Origin of the sequence: Methylobacterium sp. NFXW15, from assembly GCF_049887755.1 — a bacterium.
Lineage (GTDB): Bacteria > Pseudomonadota > Alphaproteobacteria > Rhizobiales > Beijerinckiaceae > Methylobacterium.
This window is the reverse complement of the sequence record NZ_JAGEKG010000005.1, coordinates 117,492-143,999: the sequence shown is the minus strand read 5'-3', so window position 1 is coordinate 143,999 and position 26,508 is coordinate 117,492. Positions and strand designations below refer to the sequence as shown.

Sequence of the window (26,508 nt, the reverse complement as noted above, 5' to 3'; positions counted from 1 at the left end):
GGTTCAGCCCTCCAGGCAGGCGGCGAGGGTCACGATGGCGTCCGCGCTCGCCGACCAATAGGTGCCATCGCTCATCTCGGCGATGGCGGTGATGCGCTGCGTGTCCGCGAGCCGGATGCGGGTCGAGACCTGCGCGTGACCGGCGCCCGGCCGCAGGTGGACCGTGATGACGTTCGGCTGCGGGTTCTTCTCGTTGAACACGCCGATCCGGCGGACATGGTCCTCGGGCGTCATCGCGCTCTCGACGCTCACCGTGAGCGGCACCGTGTTGCCGTTCTCCACGAGCGGCGGCAGGTCGAGCGTCACCCGGCCCGGCCGGATCGGGTTGTCGCCCGCGAAGCGCCGGATGGCGGATTCCGTCGTTTCCGTGCGCGGCAGCGCCGTCGCGGCGGCGGCGGGGCGCAACGCGATGGCGAGCGCGGCCCCGGCCGCCCCGGCGAGCACATCGCGCCGGCCCACTGCAGGCGCGCTCCGTCCCCTTTGCCCGCTCATCGGCTTACCCCGGATGCATCCTCGCGCAACGTCGCCAGGAAGGCGACGACGTCTTCGATTTCGGTCGTGCTCAGGATCGTGCGCCCCTGCCACGCCCGTCCCACGCGGGCGAGCCCCGCCAGTGAGTAATAGGATGGCATGATCGTTTCCGGGTTCAACACCCGTCCGTCCACCAGTCGCAGCCGCAGCTGTCCCGGGCTCAACCGCCCGCCGACGCCCGTGAGATCCGGCGCGAGGTTGCCCTGGAACCGCTCCTCCGGGAACGGTCCCGCATGGCAGAGCAGGCAGAGCCCGCGGGTCCGGTCCGCGACGATGGCCCGGCCGCGCGTGGAATCGCCCGGCGCGCCGGTCAGGCTCTCGGGGATCGCGTCGCCGACGATCGTCCTGGGCACCAAGCCCTCCTCGGCCTGACCAGACGAAACGCCGAGTGCCAGCACGAGCAGGGCGGCCACACGCCTCCGCCTCATCCGAACACGTCCCGGGTGATCGTCCGGTACCAGCTCTCGCCATAGGCCGCCTCCTGCGCGCGCACCGCGTCGGGCGCGTCGAGGGGACTGATGCCGCCCGCTCCCGGAACATCCGCGAGCAGGCCGTCGGCCGGACGGAAGACGCCCGCGATCGAGATGCCGTCGCCGGGCGCGACGAGGCTCCAGCAGGTGTTGATGAGCTTCGGGCTCTCGGGCTCCCGTCCGGCCAGCAGGTCGATCACCGCCTGCGCGCAGACCTTGGCTTGCGCATTCGCCGAGAAGGCGGATTTCGGCATCGCCCCGGCGATGATCGCGTCGCCGATGACATGAATGCCCGGCACGAGGCGCGATTCGAACGTCACGGGGTCGATGGGGCACCAACCGCTGCGGTCGGCGCAGCCCGCCTGCGCCGCGATCCGGCCCGCGCGCTGCGGCGGGATGATGCAGGCGACATCCGCCTTGACCTCGGCGAAGTCGGTGCGAACAACCATCGCTGCGGGATCGACGTCCGTCACCGCGCCGCCCGAGGCGAGCGGCACGTATTCGAGCACGCCCGGATAGAGCCTCGCCCACGCCGCCTCGAACAGCTTCTGCTTCGAGAACGTGTCCTTCGCGTCGAGCAGGACGAGCTTCGCCCTCGGCTTCCGGGTCTTCAGGAAATGGGCGATCAGGCTGGCGCGCTCGTAGGGGCCGGGTGGGCAGCGATACGGGTTGGCGGGCGCCGAGAGGACCACCGTGCCGCCCTCCGGCATGGCCTCGAGCTGGCGGGCCAGGAGCACCGTCTGTGCCCCGGCCTTCCAGGCGTGGGGCATCACCTCCGCGGCCTTCGCGTCGTAGCCCGGCACCGCGTCGAAGCGAAGGTCGATGCCCGGCGAGAGGATCAGGCGGTCATAGGACAGTGCCGTGCCATCGCCGAGCGTCACCCGGCGTGCCGCCGGATCGACCGCATTCGCCATCCCCCGGACGAAGCGCAGTCCGGCCCGCCCGAGGGCCTCGTAGCCGAAGGTCTGGGCCTCGATTCCGCGCAGGCCCACCACGACCGCGTTGCTGCCCGTGCAGGCGACGTAGCGCTCGGCCGCCTCGACCAGGGTCACGTCGATGCCGCCCGCCGCGAGGCAGCGCGCTGCTGTCGCGCCGCCGAACCCGGCACCCACGACCACGACGCGGGGGGACGTGCCGCCGAGCGCGGGACGGACCAGCGCAACGGCCGCGGCCCCCCCGATCAAGGCGCGGCGGCTGGGCGAGGGGGAAGCGCGCATCACCTCTTCCCCTGCTCCGCGAACCAGACGGCGATCGCGTGTGATTCCCGCGCGTCGAACCCCTTCGCGATGCGGTTCATGATCGTCGCCGGGCGCGACCCGGAGCGGAAGGCTTCGAGCGCCCCGACGATCTCCGCCTCAGGTCGCCCCGCGAGGACACCCATGGCGGAGCCTTCGGCATGGCAGCCGGTGCAGGACGAGGCGCCGGGCGGCGGACGCAGCCCGGCGGCGCCTGCGCCCCCTGCCCCGACAAGCACGGCGGACAGAATGAGCGCCGGAAGCAGCGCCCTCATGCCCGGCGAAGGTCCGTGTCCTTCAGCGGAAGCTGGCGGACGCGCTTGCCGGTCGCCGCGAAGATCGCGTTGAGCACGGCCGGTGCGGCCACCGCGATGGTCGGCTCGCCGACGCCGCCCCAGAAGCCGCCGGACGGCATCAGGATGGCCTCGACCGCCGGCATCGCGTCCATCTTCATGACCGGGTAGCTGTCGAAGTTCGTCTGCTCGATCCGCCCGTCCTTCACGGTGCAGGCGCCGTAGAGCGCGGCCGAGAGCCCGTAGACGAAGGAGCCCGCGACCTGCGCGTCGATCTGCTGCGGGTTGACCGCGTGGCCGGGGTCGGTGGCCGCCACGATGCGGTGGATCTTCAACTCGCCCTGGTCGGAGACAGAGACCTCGGCCGCCCCCGCCACGTAGCTGCCGAAGCCCATCGTCTGGCAGATGCCCCGGTAGACGCCCTCGGGCGGCTTGGTCTTCCAGCCGATCTTGTCGGCCACCGCCTGGAGCACGGCCCGGTGCTTCGGGTGGTTGTCCATCAGCTTCAGCCGGAAGGCGAGCGGGTCCTGGCCGGTGGCATGGGCCAGCTCATCCATGAAGCATTCGAGGTAGATGGCGTTCGGGTTCAGGTTCACGCCCCGCCAGAAGCCCGGCAGGATGTGCGGGTTGCGCATCGCATGATCGACGAGGATGTTCGGGATCGTGTAGCCGATCGCGGCCTCCGGGCCGCCGGGGTTGAGCCCCTGGAAGGTGACCGGATCACGCCCCTCGACCATGCGCTGGGGGGCGACCGAGGCCAGGATCGACTGGCCGGAGATGCGCATGTGCAGCCCGGTCAGGTTGCCGTCCTGATCGAGGGCGGCGCGCATCCGGCACTGCGTGACCGGGTGATACCGGCCGTGCGTCATGTCCTCCTCGCGGGTCCAGAGCAGCTTGACCGGCGTGCCTGGCATCTCCTTGGCGATGAGCACCGCCTGCCGCACCCAATCGTGGGTCGCGCCGCGCCGACCGAAGCCGCCGCCGAGATGGATCTTGTAGACCTCGCAGGAGGTGGCCGGCAGTCCCGCCGCGTCGGCGGTCGCGGCAAGGGCGGCCTCGCCGTTCTGCGTCGGCGTCCAAACCTCGCAGCGCTCCGGCGTCCAGAGTGCCGTGGCGTTCATCGGCTCCATCGTGGCGTGGTTCTGGAACGGCACGCCGTAGACGGCCTCGACCACCTTGGCGGCCCCCTTGAACGCCCCCGCCACGTCGCCGGCCTTGTTGCCGACGAAGGCTTCCTTCGCGTCGAGCCCTTCCCGCAGGACCGCCGCGATGGTCTCGCTGGAGACCTCCGCGTTTGGACCCTCGTCCCAGACGATGGGCAGGGCGTCGAGGGCGGTCTTGGCCCGCCAGAACGTATCAGCCACCACCGCGACCGCGCTGTCGCCGACCTGCATCACCCGCTTCACGCCGGGCATGCCCGACACCGCCGCGGCCTCGAAGCTCTTCACGCTGCCGCCAGTGACCGGACAATCCCGGATGGCGGCATTGAGCAGACCGGGCAGCTTCAGATCGATCCCGTAGACTTGGCTGCCGTCGAGCTTCGGCAGGGTGTCGAGCCGCTTCAGCGGCTTGCCGGCGATGGTCCAGTCCTTCGGGTCCTTGAGGGTGACGTCCTTCGGCGGCTCGATCGCGGCGGCCTCCGCGGCGACCGCGCCGTACGTGGTGCTGCGGCCGGACGGGCCGTGGGTGATCACGCCCCGCTCGACGCGGCACTCGGCGGGTGGCACGCCCCAGCCCTTCGCGGCGGCGGCGACCAGCATGGTGCGGGCGGCGGCGCCGCCCTTGCGCACGTATTCGTGGGAGTCGCGGACACCCCGGCTGCCGCCGGTCGAATAATCACCCCAGACGCGCTTGCGGGCGAGGTTCTGGCCCGGGCTCGGATACTCGGTGGTGACCCGTGCCCAATCGCAATCGAGCTCCTCGGCGACGAGCTGTGCGAGGCCCGTGAGCGTGCCCTGGCCCATTTCCGAGCGGGCGATGCGGATCACGACGGTCTCGTCCGGCTTCACCACGACCCAGGCGTTCACCTCCGGCGTGGTGGGCGCCGCACCGAGCGTCGCGGCGCGTGCGGGGAACGGGATATGAAAGCCCAGGGTGAAGAGACCGGCACCGGCCAGCAAGGTGCGGCGGGTGGGGCGGGCGGCCTGCGGAGCGGCCTTGGAGTCGAGGCTCATCGTCTCTCTCCCCCTCAGTCGGCCTGGCCGCGCTCGGCGGCGAGCTTGATGCCCGCCAGCACGCGGTTGTAGGTGCCGCAGCGGCAGATGTTGGTGATCTCCTGGCGGATCTGGTCCTCGCTCGGGCGCGGGGTCTGCGCCAACAGGGCCGCCGAGGCCATGATCATGCCCGGCTGGCAGAAGCCGCATTGCGGCACGTCGAGCTCGGCCCAGGCCTGCTGGACCGGGTGGCGAGCATCCGGGGCGAGCCCCTCGATCGTGACGATCCTCTGCCCCGGCTCGACCGCCGAGAGCGGCATCGAGCAGGAGCGGACGGCCGCCCCGTCGATATGGACAGTACAGGCGCCGCATTGAGCGATGCCGCACCCATACTTGGTGCCGGTCAGGCCGATCTGCTCGCGGATGACCCAGAGGAGAGGCGTGTCCGGCTCGGCATCGACCTCACGCACGACCCCGTTCACGTTCAGTCGTGCCATCGGATCCTCTCGTCTGAAATGCGCTTATTGCATTCAATATCCCGGAAAAACGAATTTCGCTCAAGAACGGAGGCTGCGACGCTTCGGCAGCGCGTCCGGTAGATGCCAAACCGCGCGCTCGCGGCCCGAATGAGCCAACGTTGGCGCTGACGACGGTGTGGCCGCCGTTGCCATCCAACCGCCTGTCGATGCTGAATTTCGTCGATGAGAGGACCGGTCAGCACACACACGAAAGGGCCGCCCGGTGGGTCTCCGCTTCATCGTCATGCTGACGCGCAACGACCGCACGGTCGAGGACGCGCAGGCGCAGCTCCGCACGTCCCTCGAACTCGGCGTCCGGCAATCGGCTTCAAGGATATCGGGCTGCCGATCGCGCTGTGGCCGACCCCTAGCCGCCGACCGCGTGCGGGTCTCGCCGCCATCGGAGCGATGTGGGTCGATGGCACGGTAGCCACCGCGCCCGACATCCGTACAATCTGCCCTGTCCGGCGCGAAGACCGGATCGGGGGAGACGAGTGATGAACCGACGTGACGTCCTCGCGGATGCCGTGGCCCTGATGGCGACCACGGTCGCGGCGCAGGCAGACCGGCTGCCCCTCGGCAACCTGCCGGGCACCCGCTATCCCGACCCGCGGGTCGAGGCGATCGACAAGCGCTTCCGCTACAAGGTCGGCAACGCCGCCATCGAGCGCATCGCCACCGGCTTCCGCTGGGCGGAGGGCCCGGTCTACTTCCGGGACGGCGGCTACCTGCTGTGGAGCGACATCCCGAACAACCGGATCTTGCGCTGGCTCGAGAACGGTCACGTCAGTGTCTATCGGGCCAACGCGAACTACGCGAACGGCAACACCCGCGATCGTCAGGGCCGGTTGATCACCTGCGAGCACGACACCCGCCGTGTGACACGCACCGAGCCGGATGGCACCATCACGGTCCTGATCGACAGGGTCGACGGCAAGCCGCTCAACGCCCCCAACGACGTGGTGGTGGCCTCCGACCATGCGATCTGGTTCACTGATCCGGGCTACGGCATCGACGGGAACTACGAAGGGCACCGGGACAAGGCGGAGTTGCCCACCCGCGTCTACCGGCTCGACCCCTCGACCGGGCAGGCCAAGGTCATGGCGGACAGCCTCGACCGGCCGAACGGCCTCGCCTTTTCGCCCGACGAAAAGACCCTCTACGTCGTCGATTCCGGTATCACCCATGGCGGGCGGTCCAACATCCGCGCCTTCACGGTCGACGGCGACCGGCTGACCGGTGATCGCGTCTTCGCGGAAGGCTTCGCGCCTGGCTTCACCGATGGGGTCCGCACCGACATCGACGGCAATGTCTGGTGTTCGATGGGCTGGGCCGACCCGAACGAGGACGGCGTGCGCTGCTACGCGCCGTCGGGCGATCTGATCGGCAAGATCCACCTGCCCGAGACCTGCGCCAATCTCTGCTTCGGCGGTGCGAAGAGGAACCGCCTGTTCATGGCAGCCAGCACTTCGATCTACGCCGTCTATGTCGAGACGCAGGGGGCGATGGTGCCTTGAGCGACCTCAGCAGCGTCACGACGACCGCACGGCGGCCTGATCCGGCCTGCGATGGCCCGCTCGGTCGATCGGAATCAGATATTCTCGCGAGCGCTTTGCTCGGAGCATGCCTTGGCGACCTCTGAGATCGGCAAATTCGAATGACCCGCCGTGAGGGCGGTCGTGTCGAGACAGGAGCGGATGCGGTTCCGCGCAGCATCGCCGCCGCCTGCCCCGTCCAGCGTCCGCAACACAGCATCCTTATCCTGGGATGAGGCGGCACCCCAATCCCGCATCGTGTCTCCTGCGCCCAGCGCGAAGGCAGGCGTTCCGAGGGTGGCGAGACAGACGGCGCAGATCGAGAGAAAGCGCATGGCGATAACCTCGGATGATGAAGCCACTTCGCCTGCCTTGGAGGTTGCGAAGATTGCGGGCCGCGTCGGACGTTTCGGCGGTCTCAGAGACAAGCAGCCGAACCGAACGACCTGACGATGAAACTAGGTCTTGAAGCGACGTCGCGGACTGGCGGAGACTCGAGTCAAAAACGCACAGGGCTACAGGCCGGTCCGCCCTTTGACCCGGCTCGGCCGCACGGCTCGCTCTGAAGCGGTCAAGCGCTGGCTGTCGTGATGGGCCGGATCGGGCTAGGGATCGGAATGACCCATGATGTGATGAACCCAGTGAGACGAGCGCGCTGGGCTCTGCTCACGATGTCACTGGTCTCGCTCTGCGGAGGGGCTGCAGCCGCCAGCAAGACGTCTCAGCTCAGCTTCGGGCTGATCTGCGGATCGATCTCATTTCTGGTTCTGTTGAGCGCTTACAGCCTCGTCGCGTTCGTCCTCGGCTGGCCTCGACCGAAGTGGAGCGACGTATGGGCCGTCGGCCATCTTCTGCCATGAGCCGCCGATCATCCGGTCGAAGACTTCCGTCCGGGCCTCCACGGGAGCAGACACGGGACATCGGCCCGCGTCTTCGAGAAGGCTGAGGGGTCGGGCCCGACGCGAACGGGCGCATGGATGGGAGACGCAACGATGGCGTTCAAGCCGAAGACAGCCGCCGAGACCAAGGCCCGTGATCTCGGTCTGGCGCTCGCCAGGATCGCGGAGAGCGAGGGCATTCCGGCCAGCATCGGCGTCGATCGGTTGAGATCGGCCAATCCCCGCCTGACGCCACAGGCGGTCGGCCTGATGGTGCGAAAGGAGCGTGCGCTGATCGAAGACACGTTGTCGGAGCGTGGCCTCGCGCTGGCCGATTACGGCGATCAGGGCCCCGGGCGAGGGATGGAGTTCACGATCGACGCGGCCTCATGACCGCTCGGCCCCGCCCCGATCGGATCTGCGAGACGCGAGGCGGCCCCCCGTCGCGTGATGCTGCAATCCCGCTTCGAAGCAGTGGACCATTTGCCGACAAAGGCGTAAGGTGGCGGCGAGGTTGATGACCGATTCATAATAACGTTTCAGGACCCGGGGGCGGTACCCGGCGCCTCCACCAGAAGCATCCTGCCCCGGATACCGCACGGGGGTAGAGCGAGCGCCCGGCGTTGCGGGTTGCGCGCTGCCAGGGTGCTTCTGCTGGGGGCGAAATAGGATCGACTGGACGGTAAAGGGATCGCGAGTTCTACCCTGTTTCGGCAGGATAAGATGCGACTTTCGGTAAGGACTCGACCGGTCTGGCGCAGGCAACCCCTGTTCCGGGCACCTGACCAAAACTCTAAATGCCAACGATAACGTTGTCATGGATGCCCGCCTCGCGGCGTAAGCATCTTGCGGCAGGGCAGCCGTAGAAACAGAACCCAGGGCTTCGGCCCTGGGGCCCACCTTTCAAACACCTCTGAACGTGTGAACGGCCGTCACGCTTCCGCTGGCGCGCGTCCTTCAGCCGTCGTCGCGCCCACCCGCGTCCCAGGCGGAGTCTGGCGGCGCAAAGGGTGCTGCGGGGGCGCTCTCGACGAGTAACGCCAGCATCGCGCGGCGGGAGCAGAGCAGGATCGCCGGGGGCTCGCCCGTGAGGAGGCGCCAGCGCTCGATGAAGACGGCTTCCGGCATGCGAGCCACGGCGTCGGGCTTGAACGGCGAGGCGTCCCCTGGCGTCTGCAACGGCGTGTCCATGGTCCCACAACAGGGACGGGCCGCGTCTGGTCGACTCCGACCGTGCGGGGTGGTGAAGGAAGTGTTCGCCTGTCCTCACACGCATGAGGCCGCCATGGTTGGCGGGCATCATGCCGCCCCTTGCCTGGCAACGGGGCTGACGAGGCCCGGAGATCACAACAGGCCCAATTCCGCGAGTTCCCGGCGCAAGGTCTCGGGCATCTCGGCCACATCGCCGTCATGGCCTGCGCCGAGATCGGCCGGGGCGTCCTTGGCGGGCAGATAGCGCCAGCCCTGGAACGGACGGTAGGGCCTGGGCACCACCGGAATGAGCGGCGGGTCGAGCACGATCCGGCAGCGGGGAATCCCGTCCGCGCCGGTCTGGGCCTCCAGGGCGCGGATCGACTGGCGGCAGCACAGGCTGCCCTTGATCACCCAGTAGATCGAGCCCTGTCCCACGATCTCCCCGTGCCGCTTGGGCAGAGTCCGCGTCACGTGCACCGGATACGGCGGAAGGCCCTCGCGGGCGGCGCGGGCGGCGTATTCGGTCTGATAGGCGGCGAGGTCGGCGATGGAAGCCGGGCCGACGCTGAGCTTGATGAGGTGCAGTGCCACGGTGAGCCGGAGGGAGCGGAACGGTGCTCCCTATATCGGCACCCTGCCTCAGGCGAACAGGGCGAGCCGCTTCTCCGGGGTCTCCGCATCGAGCCCGTCGAGGGTCATCGGCTCGGTGTCGGGGAGCACGAAGTCCATCAGGGCGTCGTCGGAAGAGGAATCCGCCCAGTCCAGCTGGTATGGGTCGGCCGCTGCCTCGGCGGTGGCCTCAGGCTCGGGCACTTCCTGCAGGGCAAGGACCTCGGCGTTGAAGTCCTGAATGGCGGCTTGGACCGCCGCCTCGGCCGCCGGCTCCAGCGGCGTCGAGACCGGCACGAACACGATGTCCTCGTGCAGGGTCGGGCTACCCGGCTGGGCGGCGATGGCCGCCGCCGTCACGGACGGCACGGACATGGCGATGTAGCGGTCGACATCGAGCTGGCACAGCTCCTCGTCCGTGGGCTGCGCGCTCTCGCTCCCCAGCGGCGGCACGCGGCCGATCTCCTCGCCCCAGATCGCGATCATCGCGGCGATCCGGTCTTCGAGGTAGCGCAAGGTGTAGATGATCCGCGCGGTGCGCTGGGCGGTGAGGTCTTGGAACGAGCAGGCCGTGTAGATCGCGGTCGCGTGGCGGTCGAGCGCCTCGCAGGTCTCGGCCTCGACGTTGCGCTCGCGCAGGGTCCAGGCCGCCTCCTGCACCGCCTCGGCGGCGCCGAGGATGTCGGAGGTCGCCTGCTCGGTCGCGCGCACGATGGCGTCGAGCGCCTGGGAGGCGGAGGTGAGGCGGGTCTGGTCGCCGCCGGGAAGGCTGAGGGCGGAGATTTCGGCCTTGGTCCGGCTGATTGCCTCGGCCATCTCCATCAGGCCGCCGCGCAGGGTGCCCACCGCTTCGGTGGCGCGCTCGGCAGTGACGGTGCGCTCCAGACGCTCGATGGCCGAGAGCACCGTGCTCATCTCCTCGGCGCGGGCGCGGCGGGCGTGCTCGGCGAGGAATTGCTGGCCCCGCTCGCTCGCGCCGATCGTCGATTCGATCGCCGCGTATTCCGCAGCATCGATCGCGTGGGCGCTGGGCAGACCGGACATCGACGGCGCTTCCGAAAAGGGCTGCCGCGCAGGGAGAAGACCCCGCGCCCGCCATGCCCCGAACCCCCGGACATTGACAGACGTGGTTTAACGCGCGCTTACGAAGGCGCCTCCTGTCAGCCCCTCCTCTCCTCCGTGCCAGCCTCTTCCGGCGCGCTGCGCCTGTCGCTGCTCTACGCCGTCGTCTTCACCGAGATCGGCATCGCCATGCCGTTCCTGCCGGTCTGGCTCGCCACGCTCGATCTCGATGCGGGGGTGATCGGCCTGCTGCTCGCCCTGCCCATCGCCACGCGGATCGTCGCGACGGCGCCGCTGATGGGGCTGATCGACAGGGGGCTCGGCGCGCGACGCCTGATCGTCGCGGGCAGCTTCGGCGTCGCGGTGACCTACGGAATCATGGCACCCGCCTCGTCCCTGGGCTGGCCCGCTCTGGCGGTGCTCACGGTGCTGAACGCGGTGGCCGCCGCGCCGCTCGTGCCGTCCATCGACTACCTCACCCTGTCCGCCGCGCGGCGGGATGCCCGCCTGACCTATTCGCGGATCCGCATGGCGGGCTCGATCGCCTTCCTCGCCGCCAACCTCGCGGGTGGGGCGCTGCTCGCCGCCCTCGGCGGCAAGCTCGCCGTGCCGATCCTTCTCACCGGTCTCGCCCTGATCGCCTGCCTCACCGCGTCCCTCGACCGGACCCCGGCCGAGGCGCCCCGCCGGGCGGCGGGCGGCCCGTCCCCTCGCCTGCCGCGCCGCCTATGGCTGTGCATCCTTGCCGCCGCCTCGATCCAGGCGGGGCATGCGGCGGTCTACGGCTTCGGCAGCATCTACTGGACCGCCCACGGCCTCTCCGCGACGGAGGTCGGCGCCCTCTGGGCGATCGGCGTGCTGGCGGAGATCGTCCTGTTCGCCCTGGCGCCGCGCCTGCCCGCCTCCTGGCGCGGGCCGGTACCGCTCCTCGCGCTCGGCGGCGCGGCGGGCATCCTGCGGGCGGCGGGGCTGTTCCTCGTCGGTGACCGGATCGAGACCCTCGTGCCGCTCCAGATGCTGCACGGGCTCACCTTCGGCGCCACCCAACTCGGCGCGATGGAGGCGGTCTCGAGCCTCGCGCCGGAGGGCGCACGCGGCCGGGCGCAGGGCACCCTCTCGGCGGTGAATGCAGGAATCGCGGTGAGCGCGACGCTCATAAGCGGGCTCGTCTACCGGGAGGCAGGACCCTTGGCCTTCCTCGCCATGGCGCCGCTCTCGGGCCTCGGCGTCGCCCTGGCCATGGCGGCCGCGCGGGCGAGGATTCCGGCAAGAAACGGTCAACCGTAATCTCGTCATAACCATGACGCAGCATGGCTGGTCACGCGGCCGTGTGCTCGCACACGGACGGGGCGGGGCAAGCTCGGCCCTACGATCCGCTCCCGGCGCGGGAGCGGCATGGATCGTGAAACACGCGTCTGGGAAGGAGATCCGCTCGTGCTGACCGAAGGGCTCGCGCCCGGCACGGCATCGCTGACGGAAGCGGCTGACGGGCGGATGCGCCTCGGCGGACGCTGGACCGCCGATCAGGCGCCCGCCGTGGAGGCTGCGGCCGCCCGGATCGTGACGGGCGGACCCGCGCGCCTCGTGATCGATCTGGGCGATGTCGAGCGGCTCGACACCCTCGGCGCCTGGGTGCTGGAGCGGACCCGTGCCGAGGTCGAGGCGGCGGGCGGCAGCCTCGCCTATCTCCGGGCGCGGCCCGAGCATCGCACCCTTCTGGGCGAGGTGGTGATCCGCGGCGAGCCCCCTGCCCCGCCCCGGCGTCTCGGCTTTGCCCTGGGCTTCCTCGACGGGCTCGGGCGGCAGGTGGCGCGCGGCGGGCAGGAATTCGCGACCGGCGTGGCCTTTCTCGGCGAGGTCGTGGCCGCCTGTGGCCGGGTCGCCCTGCGGCCCCGGAGCTTCCGCGGCACGGCGGTGGTCAACCAAGTGCAGCAGATGGCGCTGAACGGCGCGCCGATCATCATCCTGATCTCGTTCCTCGTCGGCGGCATCGTCGCGCAGCAGGGCATCTTCCAGCTTCAGCGGTTCGGCGCGCAAACCTTCGTCGTGAACCTGATCGGCCTGCTGATCCTGCGCGAACTCGGCGTGCTGCTCACCGCCATCATGGTGGCAGGCCGGTCCGGCTCGGCCATCACCGCCGAGATCGGCTCCATGCGCATGCGCGAGGAGGTCGATGCCCTGCGGGTCATGGGCCTGGACGCCACCGAGATCCTCATCGTTCCCCGCATCCTCGCCCTGATGATCAGCCTGCCGATGCTGACGCTGATCGGCGATCTCGCGGCTTTGGCGGGCGGCGGCCTCACCGCCATGGTCTATGGCGGGCTCACCGTCGATCAGTTCCTCGCCCGGCTCCAGGCGGCAGTGGGCGTGCACCACGTCACCGTGGGACTAATCAAGGCGCCGTTCATGGCGCTCACCATCGGGCTCATCGCCACGATCGAGGGCTTCGCGGTCGAGGGCTCGGCGGAATCGCTGGGCCGCCGCGTCACGGCCTCCGTCGTCAAATCCATCTTCATGGTCATCGTCCTCGATGGCCTGTTCGCGGTGTTCTTCGCCGCCATCGACTTCTGAGCCACATGCCGTTGCTCCCATCCACTCCGTCATCGCGAGCGCAGCGAAGCGACCCAGGGCAGCGGGCCGCTTTCGGACCTTGCGCATCTCTGGATTGCTTCGCTGCGCTCGCAAAGACGGGGGGCTGAGCGATGGGCGGCATGGACGACACCATCATCCGCGTGCGCGACCTCGTGGTCGGCTTCCGCGACAAGACGATCCTGAAGGGTCTCAACCTCGACATCCGCCGGGGGGAGATCCTGGGCTTCGTCGGGCCGTCGGGACAGGGGAAGTCGGTGCTGACGCGCACGATCCTCGGCCTCGTGCCGAAGCGCTCGGGCACGATCGAGGTGTTCGGCCGCGACATCGACGGCCTGACCTATGCCGAGCGGCGGCGCATGGAGACCCGCTGGGGCGTGCTGTTCCAGCAGGGGGCCCTGTTCTCCTCGCTCACCGTGAAGCAGAACATCCAGGTGCCGATGCGCGAGCACCTGAAGCTGTCCGAGCGCCTGCTCGACGAGTTCGCCCGGCTCAAGATCGAGATGGTCGGCCTCAAGCCCGACGCCGCCGACAAGCTGCCCTCCGAACTCTCCGGCGGCATGATCAAGCGCGCGGCGCTGGCGCGTTCGCTCGCGCTCGACCCCGAGATCCTGTTCCTCGACGAGCCGACCTCGGGCCTCGACCCGATCGGCGCGGGCGAGTTCGACGACCTCGTCTCCACCCTCAAGGAGACGCTGGGGCTCACCGTGTTCATGGTCACCCACGACCTCGACAGCCTCTACACCGCCTGCGACCGCATCGCGGCGCTCGGCGATGGCCAGATCATCGCCGCCGGTACGGTGGAGGAGATGCTGGAGAACCCTCATCCCTGGTTGCGCTCGTACTTCCACGGCAAGCGCGCCCGCGCCGTCGCGGGAGCGCCGCACCAGGATCACCCCATCGCCGCGACCGGAGGCTGACCTCATGGAAACCCGCGCGAACTACGCCCTGATCGGGGCCTTCACCCTCGCCGTCATCCTGGCGGGCTTCGGCTTCACCCTCTGGTTGGCGGGGGGCTCGTCCCGGCAGGTCAGCGAGACGGTGCGCATCGTCTTCTCCGGCTCGGTCGGCGGCCTGTCGCGCGGCTCGAGCGTGACCTTCAACGGCATCAAGGTCGGCGAAGTCACGGACATCAACCTCGCGCCCCACGATCCCCGGCGGGTCATGGCGATGGTCAAGGTCGCACCCTCGACGCCGCTCAAGTCCGACACCCGCGCCCGCCTGGATTCGGCGATGCTGACCGGCGTGTCGGTGATCGCCCTCACCGGCGGCGACGCCGATGCGGCGCCCCTCAAGCCTAGCGCGAACGGCGAGCCCGCGACGATCTTCGCCCAGAGCTCCGACGTTCAGGACATGATGGCCCTGGCCCGCCAAGTGGCGCAGCGGGCCGACGACATGATGGCCCATCTCGACCGGGTGGTCGCGGGCAACGAGGGCGCCATCGCCCGCGCGCTCGCCAATGTCGAAGTCTTCTCGAAGAACCTCGCCGATGCCGCGCCCGCCATCTCGGGCCTCGTGAAGGCGGTCGACGGCAACCGCCTCGGTCGCGTCGTCGAGAACGCCGACAAGTTCTCCTCCGCCCTCGCCAGCGCCGCGCCGGACATCCAGGCGGGCCTTCACGATGCCCGCTCGCTCGCGGCCAAGCTCGACGCCTCCGCCGACCGGATCGACGCCGTGCTGAAGGGCGCGGAGGGTTTCCTCGGCTCGGCCTCGGGCCAGCAGGGCACCAGCACCTTCGCCGAGATCCGCGAGGCGGCGGTCTCGATCCGCGAGGCGGGCAAGGCCTTCCGCACCATGTCGGAGAACCTCGACAAGCGCACCGCCAGCATCTCGACGAATTTCGGCCGCCTCTCCGGCAGCAGCCGCCGCGAAGTCGAGGCCTTGTCCGGCGACGGCCAGCGGACCCTGGGTACGCTCAACCGCACCGTGCGCAGCCTGGAGCGAGATCCCTCGCAGGTCATATTCGGCGGAAAGCCGTCGTTGCCGGAATACAACGGCGGCCGTTGATTCCCCTGCCAAAGACGGCTCCGGCCACGTTTGTGCTGAGGCGCACCGCAGCTTTTCAGTTACTGCGTAGTTTGAGCTGCATAGCTTCGGAGTCCTGTCGGTTTCCGACGGGATGTGACAGGTTGTGCGTATGATCCGATCGGTACTTCCGGCCGTGACCCTGCTCGCCGCCGCCCTCTTGGGCGGTTGCGCGGGCGGTGCCACTCCCCTGACCTTCGACCTCGCCGCCCTCCCCGCAGGCGGGCGGTCCATCGCGTCCGGCCGGGCGATCGTCGTCTCCGAACCCGTGGGCATCCAACCCTTCGAGGCGGACCGGATCATCGTGCGCGAGGGTGGCGGTTCGCTGTCCTTTCTCGGTGGTGGCCAATGGGCGGACCGCCTGCCCCGCCTGATCCAGACCCGGATCATCCAGAGCCTGGAAAATTCGGGGCGTCTGCGCTCGGTGAGTCGTCCGGGCGACAAGGTCGCGGCCGATTACCAGCTCATCAGCGAGATCCGCGCCTTCGACATCCAGACCTCCACAGGCGAGGCCGTGGTCGACCTGTCCCTGAAGCTCGTGGCCGACGGCACCGGCCGTGTCGCAGCGGCGCGCATCTTCACGGCGCGGGTGCCGGTGCAGAAGGTCGATGCGGGCTCGGGTGCCCAGGCTCTCGATCAAGCCCTCGTGACGGTGCTCGGCGACATCGTGCGCTGGGTGAATACCGGGCGGTAAAGCCTGGACGGCGCGGGGAGAACGCTCCCTGCCGATTGCCAACGAAGCGACTTGGCCTTAGAAGCCGCCTCAGCATCAAGAGTTGGGGCGACGCCCAACGCCAACCTGCCGTTCCGGGCAAGGTGGCGCTCCGCAAGGAGGATGTGGCCGAGCCGGCAACCAACGGATCACGCCACGCCTGTCGCTCCGCAAACGGACCGACACGACGTGCCCATCAAGATCCCCGACGACCTGCCCGCCACCCGCACCCTCGAAGCCGAGGGCTTGGTGGTGATGCGCGAGACCGACGCCGTCCGCCAGGATATCCGCCCGCTGCGGATCGGGCTCCTCAACCTCATGCCGAACAAGATCAGCACCGAGACGCAACTCGCGCGCCTGCTCGGGGCCACGCCCCTGCAGATCGAGCTGACCCTCGTGCGGATGAGCGAGCATGTCTCGCGCAACACCGCGGCCGATCATCTCGATGCGTTCTACCGGCCCTGGAGCGACGTCCGCGCCGAGCGGTTCGACGGGTTCATCATCACCGGAGCGCCGGTGGAGCACCTGCCCTTCGAGGAGGTCGGCTACTGGGACGAGCTACGGCAGATCTTCGATTGGACGCGCTCGCACGTCCATCATTGCCTCACGATCTGCTGGGCGGCGCAGGCGGCGGTCTATCACTTCCACGGCATTCCGAAGCACGTCCTGCCGCGCAAGGCGTTCGGCGTGTTCGATCACCACGTTCTCGTCCCGGCCTCGCCGTTCCTGCGCGGCTTCTCGGACGAGTGCGTCGTGCCGGTATCGCGTTGGACGGAGATCCGCCGGGATGACATCCCGTCCGGACGCGGCCTCGATGTGCTGCTCGAAAGCCCGGACACCGGGATCTGCCTGCTCCACGACCCCGCCCAGAGGGCGCTGCACGTGTTCAACCATTTCGAATACGAGGCGGGCACCCTCGCCGCCGAGTTCGCCAGAGATGCCGATGGCGTGCTGCCCGCGAACTACTTCCCCGGCGGCGATCCGGCGCGGCCCCCGGTCAACCGCTGGCGCAGCCACGCCCACCTGCTCTTCGGCAACTGGATCGATACGATCTACCAGACCACGCCGTTCGATCTCGCGGAGATCGGGGGCGGTCTTACTCCATCACGGCGGCCTTCATGATCACCACCATGGTCGCCCGGCCCGGCCCCTCGGTGCAGCGCACGAGATGGGGCCGGTCGCAGCGATAGCGCAGGGTCTCGCCCGGCCGCGCCCGCTGCAGGGTGCCGCCGACCTCGACCTCGAACACACCCTCGCTGACCGACAGGGATTCGACCGAGCCGCGCTGGTGCGGATCGGAATCGAGGACGCCGCCCGGATCGGCGGTGACCTCGTACCATTGCAGCCATTCGACGGTCTTGATCCAGCCGACGATGGCGAGGCGCACCTTGCCGTCCTCGGAGAGGAGGATCGGCGTGTCGGCACGGGAGGTCTTCTCGATGAAGGGCTCCTCGTCGCCCGCCGCGAGAACCCGCTCGATCGACACGTCGAGGGCCTGCGACAGCCGCCAGATGGTGGCGAGCGTCGGGTTGGTCTCGTTGCGTTCGATCTGGCTGATGATCGACTTGGCGACGCCGGATTGCTCCGCGAGGTCCGATAGGGACAGATTGTAGGCCTTGCGCAGACGCTGGATCGTCTTGCCGAGTTGCCCCGACAAGGCCTGCGCACCGGTCAGCAAGTCCCGCGTCTTGCTGACCCGCTCCGGCTTTTCCGCCCGTTCCACCTGATCTCGCATGGCCCTTCGATCCGCCCGGTCGTTCCGTTCATCGAACGATCGTATGTTTCTTCAAACGCAAACGGATGACGGGCGCAAGGTTCCGGTGGCCGCTCATCACATCAGGTCGGCTGCCACCAAGCATGGAAATGGTGCACCGGGCCGTGGCCATGGCCGACGGCGAGGCGGTCGGCGGCCTGGATCGCGGCAGTGAGGTAATCCTTCGCCCCGGCGACGGCGTCCGGGAGGGGAAGGCCCCGCGCCAGCAGGGCGGCGATGGCCGCCGAGAGGGTGCAGCCCGTGCCGTGGGTGTTGCGGGTCTCGACCCGCTGCGCGGCGAGGCGCCGCTCCACGCCGTCCTGCGTGGCGAGGTGATCGACGCTCTCCGGCCCGGTCCCGTGGCCGCCCTTCACCAGGATCGCCCGCGCTCCGAGGGTCAGGAGCCGCTGCGCCAGGGCGGCGCCGTCGTCTTCCGGCTCCTCGCCGAGCAGCACGGCGGCCTCGGGCAGGTTCGGCGTCACGATGTCGACCTGCGGCAGCAGGCGTTCGCGCAGGACCGCCACCGCCTCGTCCGCGATCAGCCGGTCGCCGCTGGTGGCGACCATGACCGGATCGAGCACCACGGGAATGGCGCCCGCATGCCGGGCGAGCCCCTCCGCGACGGCGGCGATGACGTCGGGCCGGGACAGCATCCCGATCTTCACCGCGCCGACCTTCAGGTCGGAGAAGACGCTGTCGATCTGCTGGGCCACGAAGGCGGCGGGCACGTCGTGGATGCCCTGCACGCCCCGCGTGTTCTGCGCCGTCAGCGCCGTGACGACGCTGGCGCCGTAGACGCCGAGCGCCGAGAAGGTCTTGAGGTCGGCCTGGATGCCGGCGCCGCCGCCGGAATCCGAGCCCGCGATGGTGAGCGCGATCGCGGTCATCGGGCAGCTCCGCGCTGCGCGAGGGCCTCATCGATCAGCCCGCGCAGGTGGCGGGCGCTCTGGCGCACCGGCTCGGCGCCGAACAACGCCGAGATGACCGCCACGCCGTCCGCTCCGGCGGCGATGACCTGCGCCGCGTTGTCGGCGCCGATCCCGGCGATGGCCCCGACCGGCAGGCCCGGCCCCCGCGCCAGCCGCGCCCGGAACAGGAGGCGCGACAGCCCATCGAGGCCGACCGGCGGGTCCGGATTGTCCTTGCTCGTCGTGGAGAAGACGCCGCCGATGCAGGCATAGTCCACCGGCAACCGGTAGAGCTCGTCGGCATGGGCGGCGTTCTTCACCGTGATGCCGATGATCGCCTGGGGGCCGAGCAGCCGCCGCGCATCGGATGGGTGCATGTCCGACTGGCCGAGATGCACCCCGTCCGCCCCCGCCGCCAGGGCGAGGTCGACCCGGTCGTTGACGAGGAGCGGCACCTGCCCGCCGATCGCCACGTGGATCGCCCGCAGGCGCTCCAGCGTGGCGCGAGCATCGGTGATGTCCTTCTCGCGATACTGGAGCAGGGTGCAGCCGCCCGCCACCGCTTCCGCCCCGAGGCGGGCGAGGACGGCGCCGTCGCCACCGCTCACGCCGGTATCGAGGAGGCCGTAGAGTCGCAGGTCTACCGCCCGCGCCCCGGCTTCCGCCCTGCCCATCGTCCCGCCCGCCTGCATCTGAGCCCTCCGCCCGCGCCGCGTCGCGGCCGATAGTGTGTTTGCGAAGCGCCGGGCGGGTTGGCAAGGGCCGACCGCGCACACTGGATACCCGCACCCGGCAGGCGTATTTCACCTCCCAAATCCCTTAATGGAAAGGCTTGGGACCCATGTCCGGCACCACCCGTACGAGCGCCGACCTCGACCCCCGCCGCCGCCGGACCCTGTTCCGGGCGTGGCACCGGGGTATCCGCGAGATGGATCTGATCATGGGCCGCTTCGCCGATGCGGAGATCGGCAACCTGTCCGAGAGCGAGCTCGATGAGTTCGAGGCCCTGATCGAGGTGCCCGACCGAGACCTGTTCAAGTGGCTGACCGGCGAGGCCGAGACGCCCTCGAACTACGACACGGCGGTGTGGCGCCGCCTGCGCGACTTCCACCACCACGACGCGCCAATCCATTCGTGAGGGAGCCCGCCATGAGCGAAGACAAGGCCGCGCCGCAGGCGCCCTACGACCATCCCGCCCGCTCCATCGCCACCGAACTGGTGGTGAGGGTGATGCTCGACCTGCTGGAGCGGTCCAACCCGTCGCTCCGCGCCGAGATCCTGCGTCAGGCGGGTGAGAACGCCGCTGCCATGACCCAGGGCATGCCCAACGCGGACTTCTTCCGCAGCCGGGTGGAAACGGCCTTGCGGGAGATCGTCGGCCAGAAGGCCTGAGCAGACCGCAGGCGCGGACGGAACCCTGGATCGGCGCGGCGCGATGGGCTAACGCCCGCCCCATCCGCCGCTTCCGAGTCGACGGACGAACATTTCGCGAACGAGCCCCGATGGCCAAGCCCCAACCGAAGTCGCCACCGATCGCGCCCAAGCCCGCGCCCAAGCCGCAGGTCGCCCGCTTCGCCCTTCCGAAATCCTCCGCGCTGGCCAAGGCCATGGACGCGCTCAAGCGCGGTGACAGCCCGACCCTGGCGGGCGTGCCCGAGGGGTTCGATGCCGTCGTGGCCGCCGACCTCGCCCGGGCGCTCGCGCCGGACTCCAAGGGCGCGGCGGTGCTGGTGCACGTGGCGCGCGATTCGGGGCGCTCGGCCTCGTTCCAGGCGGCGCTCGGCTTCGCCGCCCCCGAACTCGACGTGATGTCCCTGCCCGCCTGGGATTGCCAGCCCTACGACCGGACCTCGCCGACGACCGGCGTCGCCGCCCAGCGCGTGACCGCCCTCGCCCGGCTCGCCCGGACTCGCTCCTCCGAGGAACGCCCGCGCATCCTCTGCACCACCATCAACGCCCTGGTGCAGCGCGTGCCGCCCAAGGCGCATATCGCCCGCGAGACCTTCTCGGCGGCCATCGGCAACGCGGTGGCGATGGACAACATCGTCGCCTGGGTGGAGGCCAACGGCTTCCTGCGCACCGGCACCGTGCGCGATACCGGCGAATACGCCGTGCGCGGCGGCATCCTCGACCTGTCGCCGCCGGGCCTGCCCGCGCCGATCCGGCTCGACTTCTTCGGGGACACCCTGGAATCGATCCGCGCCTTCGATCCCGAGACCCAGCGCACGACGGGTCAGCTGCGCTCCCTCGACCTCGTGCCGATGAGTGAGGTGCAACTCACCACCGAAACGATCCGGCGCTTCCGGCAGAACTACATCCGCAGCTTCGGCACCGCGACCCGCGACGACCGGCTCTACGAGACCGTGAGCGAGGGCCGCCGCTATGCCGGCCTCGAACATTGGATGCCGCTCTTCTACGACGGCCTCGATTCACTGTTCGACTATCTCGGCGGAGTGCCGCTCCTGCTCGATCCGCAGGTGGAGGAGGCAGCCACCGAGCGTCTCGCCCTGGTGCAGGATTACTTCCAGGCCCGCGAGACCGCTTTGAAGCATCCGCAGGCGGGCGTGGCACCCTACAAGCCCCTGCCGCCCCGCGCCCTGTATCTAACGCCCAACGAATTGAAGGAGCGCTTCTCGACCGCCACGGTCGCGAGGCTGACGCCCTTCGACCAGCCGGATTCGCCCGAGCGTGCCGTCATCGATTGCGGTGCGAAGCCCGGCCGGAGCTTCGCCCCCGAGCGAGCCGACGAGCATGCCAGCGTGTTCGATGCGGCCGTCGCCCATATCCGCGATCTCATGGGATCCGGTCATCACGTCATCCTGGGATCCTGGTCGGACGGCTCCCGCGACCGGCTCTGCGGCGTGCTCGCCGACCATGGGCTCAAGAAGCCCGTGGCAATCACCCGCCTTTCGGATGTCTATGCCCTGAAGCGCGGCACCGACTCGGCCGTGGCGGTGTGGGGCCTGGAGGCCGGGTTCACCGTCGGCGAGCTGGCCGTGGTGTCGGAGGGCGACATCCTCGGCGACCGGCTGGTGCGCCAGAAGCGCAAGGCCAAGCGCCCGCAGGACGTGATCCTGGAGGTCCAGGCGCTTCAGCCGGGCGACCTCGTGGTCCATGCCGACCACGGCATCGGCCGGTTCATCGGCCTCAAGACGATCCACGCGGCGGGCGCCCCGCACGATTGCCTGGAACTGCAATATACCGGCGGGCAGCTCCTGTTGCCCGTCGAGAACATCGAACTCCTGACCCGCTACGGCTCGGAAGATTCCGAGGTCGCCCTCGACCGGTTGGGCGGTGGCGCGTGGCAGGCGCGCAAGGCCAAGATGAAGCGCCGCATCCTCGAGATGGCGGGCGAGCTCATCAAGGTCGCGGCGCAGCGCTTCGTGAAGAAGGCACCGCTGCTCAAGCCGCCGGAGGGCCTCTACGAGGAATTCGCCGCCCGTTTCCCGTTCGAGGAGACCGAGGATCAGGCCAACGCCATCGATGCGGTGCTGGACGACCTGAATGCGGGCCGCCCCATGGACCGGCTGGTTTGTGGCGATGTCGGCTTCGGCAAGACCGAGGTGGCGTTGCGGGCCGCCTTCGCAGGGGCCATCGCGGGCAAGCAGGTGGCGGTGATCGTGCCGACGACGCTGCTCGCCCGACAGCATTATCGTACGTTTGCCGAGCGCTTTAAGGGGCTCCCCGTTCAGGTGGCCCAGCTCTCCCGCTTCGTGTCCGCCGCCGACATGAAGCAGACCCGGGCCGGGCTCGCGGCGGGCACAGTCGACATCGTGGTCGGCACCCATGCCCTGCTCGCCAAGACCATCGCGTTCAAGGATCTCGGCCTGCTGATCGTGGACGAGGAGCAGCATTTCGGCGTCTCCCACAAGGAGCGGCTGAAGTCGCTCCAGGCGGATGTGCACGTGCTGACCCTCTCGGCGACGCCGATCCCACGAACGCTGCAACTGGCCATGACCGGGGTGCGCGAACTGTCGATCATCGCGACCCCGCCGGTCGACCGGCTGGTGGTGCGCACCTTCATCACGCCGTTCGACCCGCTCTCGATCCGCGAGGCGCTGCTGCGCGAGCGCTATCGCGGCGGGCAATCCTTCTACGTCGTGCCCCGCATCGAAGACCTCGCGGAGGTCAAGAAATTCCTCGATGCCGAGATGCCGGAGATCAAGGTTGCGGTCGCCCACGGCCAGATGGCGGCGGGGCAGCTCGAAGACGTCATGACCGCCTTCTACGAGGGCAAGTTCGACGTGCTGCTCTCGACCACGATCGTGGAATCGGGCCTCGACATCCCGACCGCGAACACGCTCATTGTCCACCGGGCGGACATGTTCGGCCTCGCGCAGCTCTACCAGTTGCGGGGCCGCGTCGGCCGCTCGAAGGCGCGGGCCTACGCCCTGTTCACGACGCCCGCCGGGCGGCAGCTCACGCCGCAGGCCGAGCAGCGGCTCAAGGTGCTTCAGGGCCTCGACACGCTGGGCGCGGGCTTCCAGCTTGCGAGCCACGATCTCGACATTCGCGGCGCGGGCAACCTGCTCGGTGATGCGCAGTCCGGCCATATCAAGGAGGTCGGCTACGAACTCTACCAGCAGATGCTGGAAGACGCGGTCACGGCCCTGAAAGCGGGCATCGAGGACGTGCCGGAGGAGGCGTGGTCGCCCACCATCGCGCTGGGCGCCCCTGTCACGATCCCGGAGGATTACGTCGAGGATCTCACCGTCCGCCTCGGCCTCTATCGGCGTCTCGCCACCATCCAGGACGATGCCGAGATGGAGGCCTTCGGCGCCGAGATGATCGACCGTTTCGGCCCGTTGCCGCCGGAAGTCGAGCAGTTGCTCAAGATCGGCACGATCAAGATCCTCTGCCTCAAGGCCAACGTGGAGAAGGTCGAGGCCGGGCCGAAGGGCGTGGTCGTGCACTTCCGCGACCGATCCTACGCCAACCCGACCGGTCTCGTGGCCTTCGTCGCGGAGCAGGCCTCCTTCGCGAAGGTGCGCCCGGACATGAGTGTGGTCTTCGTGCGCGAACTGCCCTCGATCCCGTCGCGCCTGAAGATCGCCACCGACGTGCTGCGCAGCCTCGTGAAGATCGCCGAGCGGGGGAAGAAGGCCGCGTAGGACATTGGCCGATTTCAATGTCCTCGCCCTCATCCTGAGGTGCCCGGCCTGCCGGGCCTCGAAGGAGGTCTCCAGAAGGCTCTGCGATCCCTGGAACCCTCCCAGGCCGCTTCGCGGCACTTCATGATGAGGGTGAGGGTCGGCTTCTCGGCATCTTGGAATGGAGAAGGTGCCGGAAAAGAGCGATGCGCATTCCGCTTTTCTCCCTCGCCCGACCGAACCTTCTCGAATCCATGAGGTTCACCCTGTAGGCCGCAAGATACTCCCCAGGGGTATCTCGGCTGTCCGCACCCGCAGGGAGTGCCTCCATGTTCTACTTCGACAAGCGCCTTCAGTATCCCGTGAAGGTCGAGAACCCCGATCCGATCTACGCACGCATGCTCCAGCAGGCGATCGGCGGGATCGAGGGAGAAATCCGGGTCTGCATGCAGTATTTCTTCCAGGGCTGGGGCGCCCGGGGGCCGACGACCAAGTATCGCGACATGCTCCTCAACACCGCGACCGAGGAGATGGGCCATATCGAGATGCTGGCGACCGCCGTCGCCCTGAACCTCGAAAAGGCGCCTGCGACCCTTCAGGAAGAAGGTGCGGCCGATGGTGTCGTCGGGGCGGTGATGGGCGGGGGCAATCCCCGGCACACGATCGAGGGCATGCTCCACCGGCACATCCTCTCGACAGGCATGGCGGCGTTCCCGGCCAATTGCGAGGGTGTGCCCTTCGACATGAGCCACATCTACGCCAGCGGGAACCTCGCGGCGGACATGTATTGCAACGTCGCCGCCGAGAGCACCGGCCGTGTGCTGGCGGTTCGCCTCTACAACGCGGCCCACGATGCCGGCATGAAGGACATGCTGCACTTCATGATCGCCCGCGACACGATGCACCAGCAGCAATGGCTGGCGGTGATTGAGGAACTCGGCGGCCACCAGGGCGCCCTGCCGATCCCGAACTCCTTCCCGCAGGAACAGGAGGATACCGCGAACGCCTACAACTTCTACGTCAGTTCCGTGGACGGCACGACGCCGGAGGGGCGGTGGACGCAAGGGCCGTCGCTGGACGGCAAGGGCACCTACACGACGTTCAAGAACAAGCCGATGGGCGAGGAGCCGGTCCTCGGCCCGGCGCGTCCCGACAGCGGCGCGCAAGTCGAGCAGATGTAGAACTCGAGCCATTGTGATGTGTGGCCCGCCGTCGTTCCGAAGGCGGCGGCGGGCCCCATTCCGCCTGGAAATCAAACTCATGTTACGGGAAGCTCGGGTGTCCGAACGGAGCGGGGATGTCGAGCGAGTCCGAGGTTCAGGGTGAGGTCGTTGGCGACCGTATCCAGTTGACGCGTGGCGAGGCCGCCAAGCGGCCCCTGATCCAGCGGTTGAACCGGATCGAGGGACAGGTCCGTGGCCTGCGCAAGATGATCGAGGAGGACCGCTACTGTCTGGACGAGGTGCAGCAGATCAACGCCCTCACGGCCGCCCTGCGCGAGGTGGCCATGGCGATCATCGCCCAGCACGTCACGGTGGGCGTCAGGGTCGCCGCCGAGTCTGGGGCGTCCAAATCTGGGGCATCCGAGGCCGTGGCCGTCGATGACGTGATGCGCGTCCTGCGCGCGGCGATGCGGTTCGACGGCTGATGGCCGAGGCGACAACCAAAGGCGCCGACACGGGGGCTGACAAGCCGGGCCTGTTCGCGCCGCTCTTCACCGATATCCGCGTGGCGGCGGTGCTGGGCCTCGGCTTCGCGCAGGGCATGCCCTTCCTATTGGTCTACTCGACCCAATCGGCGTGGCTCAGCGAGGCTAAGGTGCCGTTGGCGACCATCGGCCTGTTGAGCGAACTCACCGTCGCCTACAAGCTCAAGTTCCTCTGGGCCCCCTTCCTCGATCGCTACGACCCGCCGCTCCTCGGCCGCTTGATCGGCCGCCGCCGGGGCTGGATCGTCGCCTCGCAACTCGCCGTGGCGGCGGCTCTCGCGGGTGTCGCCTTCGGGGACCCCGCCCACTGGCTCGCCTGGACGGTGGTGTTCTCCCTGGCGCTCGGCGTTGCGGGGGCGACGCAGGACATCGTGGTCGATGGCTGGCGCATCGCCGTCGCGCCTGTCGAGCGGCAGGCGCTGATGTCCTCCTGGGTGGAGATCGGCTTCCGCTGCGGCAACCTCGCGGCAGGGGCCGGGGCGCTTTACCTCGCGGATGCCTATGGCTGGCGTGTCGCCTATCTCTGCATGGCCGCGCTGATGGCACCCGGCACCATCGCCGCCCTGCTCGCACCCGAACCCTCCCTGGAGGGCCAGCCGACCCGCGCGGGTCTGGTCGAGACGGTCTGGTCGCCGATCCGCGACCTGAAGGCCCGGCTCGGACCGTTGGCGGTGCCGGTCCTGCTGCTCGTGGCCGGGTTCCGCATGCCGGGCTACGTGTCGAACGCGATGGCGATCCCGCTGTTCAAGCATCTCGGCTACTCGAACACCGACATCGCCACGGTGACGAAGCTGTTCGGCTTCTGGATCGCCCTGGCCGGCACCTTCCTGGCGAGCGCGGTGATCCAGCGGATCGGCATGATGGCGAGCCTGCTGATCGGCACGGTGGCGGCCTCGGCCTCCCATCTCGCGCTGGCCTATCTCGCGTGGCACGGCGGTCATGGGGGGGCCGCCTTCTGGACCTTCGCGGCGAGCGTCGGCATCGACGGGTTCGCCTATGCCTTCGCCTCGATCGTGCTGATCACCTACATGTCGCGCCTCGCCTCGTCGCAGCACGCGGCGAGCCAGTATGCCCTGCTCACCTCCCTCTGCGCCCTGCCCGGCAGCGTGCTCGCGGGCTTCTCCGGCTTCGTCATCGAGGAGACCGGCTTCCCGCTCTTCTTCGTCGGGACGGCGCTGATCGGGCTGCCGGTCGCGGCGCTCTGCGTGTTCGTCGCCCGGCGGCACGGGCCGATGGAGGGTTGAG

27 protein-coding genes, 1 other RNA gene and 1 riboswitch are annotated in these 26,508 nt (G+C 69.2%); of the genes, 15 read left to right on the top strand and 13 right to left on the bottom strand.

The genetic code is table 11. The features are described from left to right. Positions 1-3 precede the first annotated feature (3 nt). From J4O73_RS13245 to J4O73_RS13220, 6 genes are read right to left on the bottom strand one after another with little or no spacing between them, the layout of a single operon-like run. Positions 4-492 carry a SoxY-related AACIE arm protein gene (locus J4O73_RS13245; RefSeq protein WP_426217992.1) on the bottom strand — a complete coding sequence of 163 codons (489 nt, stop codon included), beginning with the start codon at positions 490-492 and terminating at the stop codon, positions 4-6. Continuing rightward, positions 489-959 (bottom strand): sulfur oxidation c-type cytochrome SoxX, encoded by a 471-nt coding sequence (soxX, locus tag J4O73_RS13240; protein ID WP_426217991.1) that lies wholly within the window; start codon positions 957-959, stop codon positions 489-491. Before soxX ends, J4O73_RS13245 begins: the two co-directional genes overlap by 4 nt. Further along, a complete protein-coding gene (locus J4O73_RS13235) occupies positions 956-2,218 on the bottom strand; it encodes an FCSD flavin-binding domain-containing protein (RefSeq protein ID WP_426217989.1) in 1,263 nt (420 codons plus the stop codon). The genes soxX and J4O73_RS13235 overlap by 4 nt, the downstream gene beginning before the upstream one ends. Beyond that, positions 2,218-2,511: a c-type cytochrome gene (locus J4O73_RS13230; RefSeq protein WP_426217987.1), complete on the bottom strand. Its 294-nt coding sequence runs from the start codon at positions 2,509-2,511 to the stop codon at positions 2,218-2,220. Before J4O73_RS13230 ends, J4O73_RS13235 begins: the two co-directional genes overlap by 1 nt. Then, positions 2,508-4,703, bottom strand: coding sequence for a molybdopterin cofactor-binding domain-containing protein (locus J4O73_RS13225; RefSeq protein WP_426217984.1), 2,196 nt, complete (start codon positions 4,701-4,703; stop codon positions 2,508-2,510). The genes J4O73_RS13230 and J4O73_RS13225 overlap by 4 nt, the downstream gene beginning before the upstream one ends. A 14-nt stretch (positions 4,704-4,717) precedes the next feature. After that, positions 4,718-5,179, bottom strand: coding sequence for a (2Fe-2S)-binding protein (locus tag J4O73_RS13220; protein ID WP_426217983.1), 462 nt, complete (start codon positions 5,177-5,179; stop codon positions 4,718-4,720). Between the two features lie 557 nt (positions 5,180-5,736). On the opposite strand from J4O73_RS13220, the gene J4O73_RS13215 reads away from it, so the two are divergent. Then, entirely contained in the window at positions 5,737-6,717 is a 981-nt protein-coding gene (locus J4O73_RS13215) for an SMP-30/gluconolactonase/LRE family protein (RefSeq protein ID WP_426218370.1), read from the top strand. A 74-nt stretch (positions 6,718-6,791) separates the two neighbouring features. Here the strand turns inward: J4O73_RS13215 and J4O73_RS13210 are convergent, their stop codons facing one another. Then, positions 6,792-7,070, bottom strand: coding sequence for a hypothetical protein (locus tag J4O73_RS13210; protein WP_426217981.1), 279 nt, complete (start codon positions 7,068-7,070; stop codon positions 6,792-6,794). Positions 7,071-7,727: 657 nt separating this feature from the next. On the opposite strand from J4O73_RS13210, the gene J4O73_RS13205 reads away from it, so the two are divergent. Together J4O73_RS13205 and ssrA are read left to right on the top strand one after the other, a co-directional pair. Continuing rightward, positions 7,728-8,006, top strand: coding sequence for an adenylosuccinate synthase (locus J4O73_RS13205; protein ID WP_378972303.1), 279 nt, complete (start codon positions 7,728-7,730; stop codon positions 8,004-8,006). A gap of 129 nt (positions 8,007-8,135) precedes the next feature. Beyond that, positions 8,136-8,307: a transfer-messenger RNA gene (gene ssrA, locus J4O73_RS13200) on the top strand. A 263-nt stretch (positions 8,308-8,570) separates the two neighbouring features. Here the strand turns inward: ssrA and J4O73_RS13195 are convergent. The 3 genes from J4O73_RS13195 to J4O73_RS13185 form a co-directional block, all read right to left on the bottom strand. Then, positions 8,571-8,792 (bottom strand): hypothetical protein, encoded by a 222-nt coding sequence (locus J4O73_RS13195; protein ID WP_426217980.1) that lies wholly within the window; start codon positions 8,790-8,792, stop codon positions 8,571-8,573. A gap of 165 nt (positions 8,793-8,957) precedes the next feature. Beyond that, positions 8,958-9,398, bottom strand: coding sequence for a DUF1489 family protein (locus J4O73_RS13190; protein WP_426217978.1), 441 nt, complete (start codon positions 9,396-9,398; stop codon positions 8,958-8,960). A gap of 48 nt (positions 9,399-9,446) precedes the next feature. Then, complete coding sequence (locus tag J4O73_RS13185; protein WP_426217976.1) at positions 9,447-10,460, bottom strand: hypothetical protein; 1,014 nt, start codon at positions 10,458-10,460, stop codon at positions 9,447-9,449. A 135-nt stretch (positions 10,461-10,595) separates the two neighbouring features. Here J4O73_RS13185 and J4O73_RS13180 point away from each other — a divergent pair, with 135 nt between their 5' ends. From J4O73_RS13180 to J4O73_RS13155, 6 genes are all read left to right on the top strand, one after another. Next, a complete protein-coding gene (locus J4O73_RS13180) occupies positions 10,596-11,765 on the top strand; it encodes an MFS transporter (protein ID WP_426217974.1) in 1,170 nt (389 codons plus the stop codon). A 207-nt stretch (positions 11,766-11,972) separates the two neighbouring features. Continuing rightward, on the top strand, positions 11,973-13,049 hold the full coding sequence (locus J4O73_RS13175) for an ABC transporter permease (RefSeq protein ID WP_426218368.1): 1,077 nt from the start codon (positions 11,973-11,975) through the stop codon (positions 13,047-13,049). A 140-nt stretch (positions 13,050-13,189) separates the two neighbouring features. Then, a complete protein-coding gene (locus tag J4O73_RS13170) occupies positions 13,190-13,987 on the top strand; it encodes an ABC transporter ATP-binding protein (protein WP_426217972.1) in 798 nt (265 codons plus the stop codon). 4 nt (positions 13,988-13,991) lie between these two features. Then, positions 13,992-15,074, top strand: coding sequence for an MlaD family protein (locus tag J4O73_RS13165; protein ID WP_426217970.1), 1,083 nt, complete (start codon positions 13,992-13,994; stop codon positions 15,072-15,074). A 130-nt stretch (positions 15,075-15,204) separates the two neighbouring features. After that, positions 15,205-15,786: an ABC-type transport auxiliary lipoprotein family protein gene (locus J4O73_RS13160; protein ID WP_426217968.1), complete on the top strand. Its 582-nt coding sequence runs from the start codon at positions 15,205-15,207 to the stop codon at positions 15,784-15,786. Between the two features lie 67 nt (positions 15,787-15,853). After that, a riboswitch (SAM-I-IV-variant riboswitch) is annotated at positions 15,854-15,959 on the top strand. 34 nt (positions 15,960-15,993) lie between these two features. Then, positions 15,994-16,926, top strand: coding sequence for a homoserine O-succinyltransferase (locus J4O73_RS13155; protein WP_426217967.1), 933 nt, complete (start codon positions 15,994-15,996; stop codon positions 16,924-16,926). Here J4O73_RS13155 and J4O73_RS13150 read toward each other — a convergent pair. The 3 genes from J4O73_RS13150 to thiE form a co-directional block, all read right to left on the bottom strand. Further along, on the bottom strand, positions 16,901-17,539 hold the full coding sequence (locus tag J4O73_RS13150; RefSeq protein ID WP_378972279.1) for a helix-turn-helix domain-containing protein: 639 nt from the start codon (positions 17,537-17,539) through the stop codon (positions 16,901-16,903). The genes J4O73_RS13155 and J4O73_RS13150 overlap by 26 nt on opposite strands. 101 nt (positions 17,540-17,640) lie before the next feature. Then, complete coding sequence (gene thiD, locus J4O73_RS13145; RefSeq protein ID WP_426217965.1) at positions 17,641-18,444, bottom strand: bifunctional hydroxymethylpyrimidine kinase/phosphomethylpyrimidine kinase; 804 nt, start codon at positions 18,442-18,444, stop codon at positions 17,641-17,643. Continuing rightward, positions 18,441-19,157, bottom strand: a complete 717-nt coding sequence (thiE, locus tag J4O73_RS13140; RefSeq protein ID WP_426217963.1) for a thiamine phosphate synthase — start codon at positions 19,155-19,157, stop codon at positions 18,441-18,443. Before thiE ends, thiD begins: the two co-directional genes overlap by 4 nt. 149 nt (positions 19,158-19,306) lie before the next feature. Here thiE and J4O73_RS13135 point away from each other — a divergent pair, with 149 nt between their 5' ends. The 6 genes from J4O73_RS13135 to J4O73_RS13110 all read left to right on the top strand — a co-directional run bounded on the left by J4O73_RS13135 (position 19,307) and on the right by J4O73_RS13110 (position 26,507). After that, a complete protein-coding gene (locus J4O73_RS13135; protein WP_426217961.1) occupies positions 19,307-19,603 on the top strand; it encodes a succinate dehydrogenase assembly factor 2 in 297 nt (98 codons plus the stop codon). Positions 19,604-19,614: 11 nt separating this feature from the next. Then, entirely contained in the window at positions 19,615-19,857 is a 243-nt protein-coding gene (locus J4O73_RS13130) for a hypothetical protein (RefSeq protein WP_426217959.1), read from the top strand. Positions 19,858-19,967: 110 nt separating this feature from the next. Further along, positions 19,968-23,576, top strand: a complete 3,609-nt coding sequence (gene mfd / locus J4O73_RS13125) for a transcription-repair coupling factor (protein ID WP_426217957.1) — start codon at positions 19,968-19,970, stop codon at positions 23,574-23,576. A gap of 308 nt (positions 23,577-23,884) precedes the next feature. Beyond that, entirely contained in the window at positions 23,885-24,736 is an 852-nt protein-coding gene (locus J4O73_RS13120) for a manganese catalase family protein (protein WP_426217955.1), read from the top strand. A 116-nt stretch (positions 24,737-24,852) separates the two neighbouring features. Next, positions 24,853-25,203, top strand: a complete 351-nt coding sequence (locus J4O73_RS13115) for a metal-sensitive transcriptional regulator (protein WP_426217953.1) — start codon at positions 24,853-24,855, stop codon at positions 25,201-25,203. Then, positions 25,203-26,507, top strand: coding sequence for an AmpG family muropeptide MFS transporter (locus tag J4O73_RS13110; protein ID WP_426217951.1), 1,305 nt, complete (start codon positions 25,203-25,205; stop codon positions 26,505-26,507). The genes J4O73_RS13115 and J4O73_RS13110 overlap by 1 nt, the downstream gene beginning before the upstream one ends. Position 26,508: the final 1 nt, after the last annotated feature.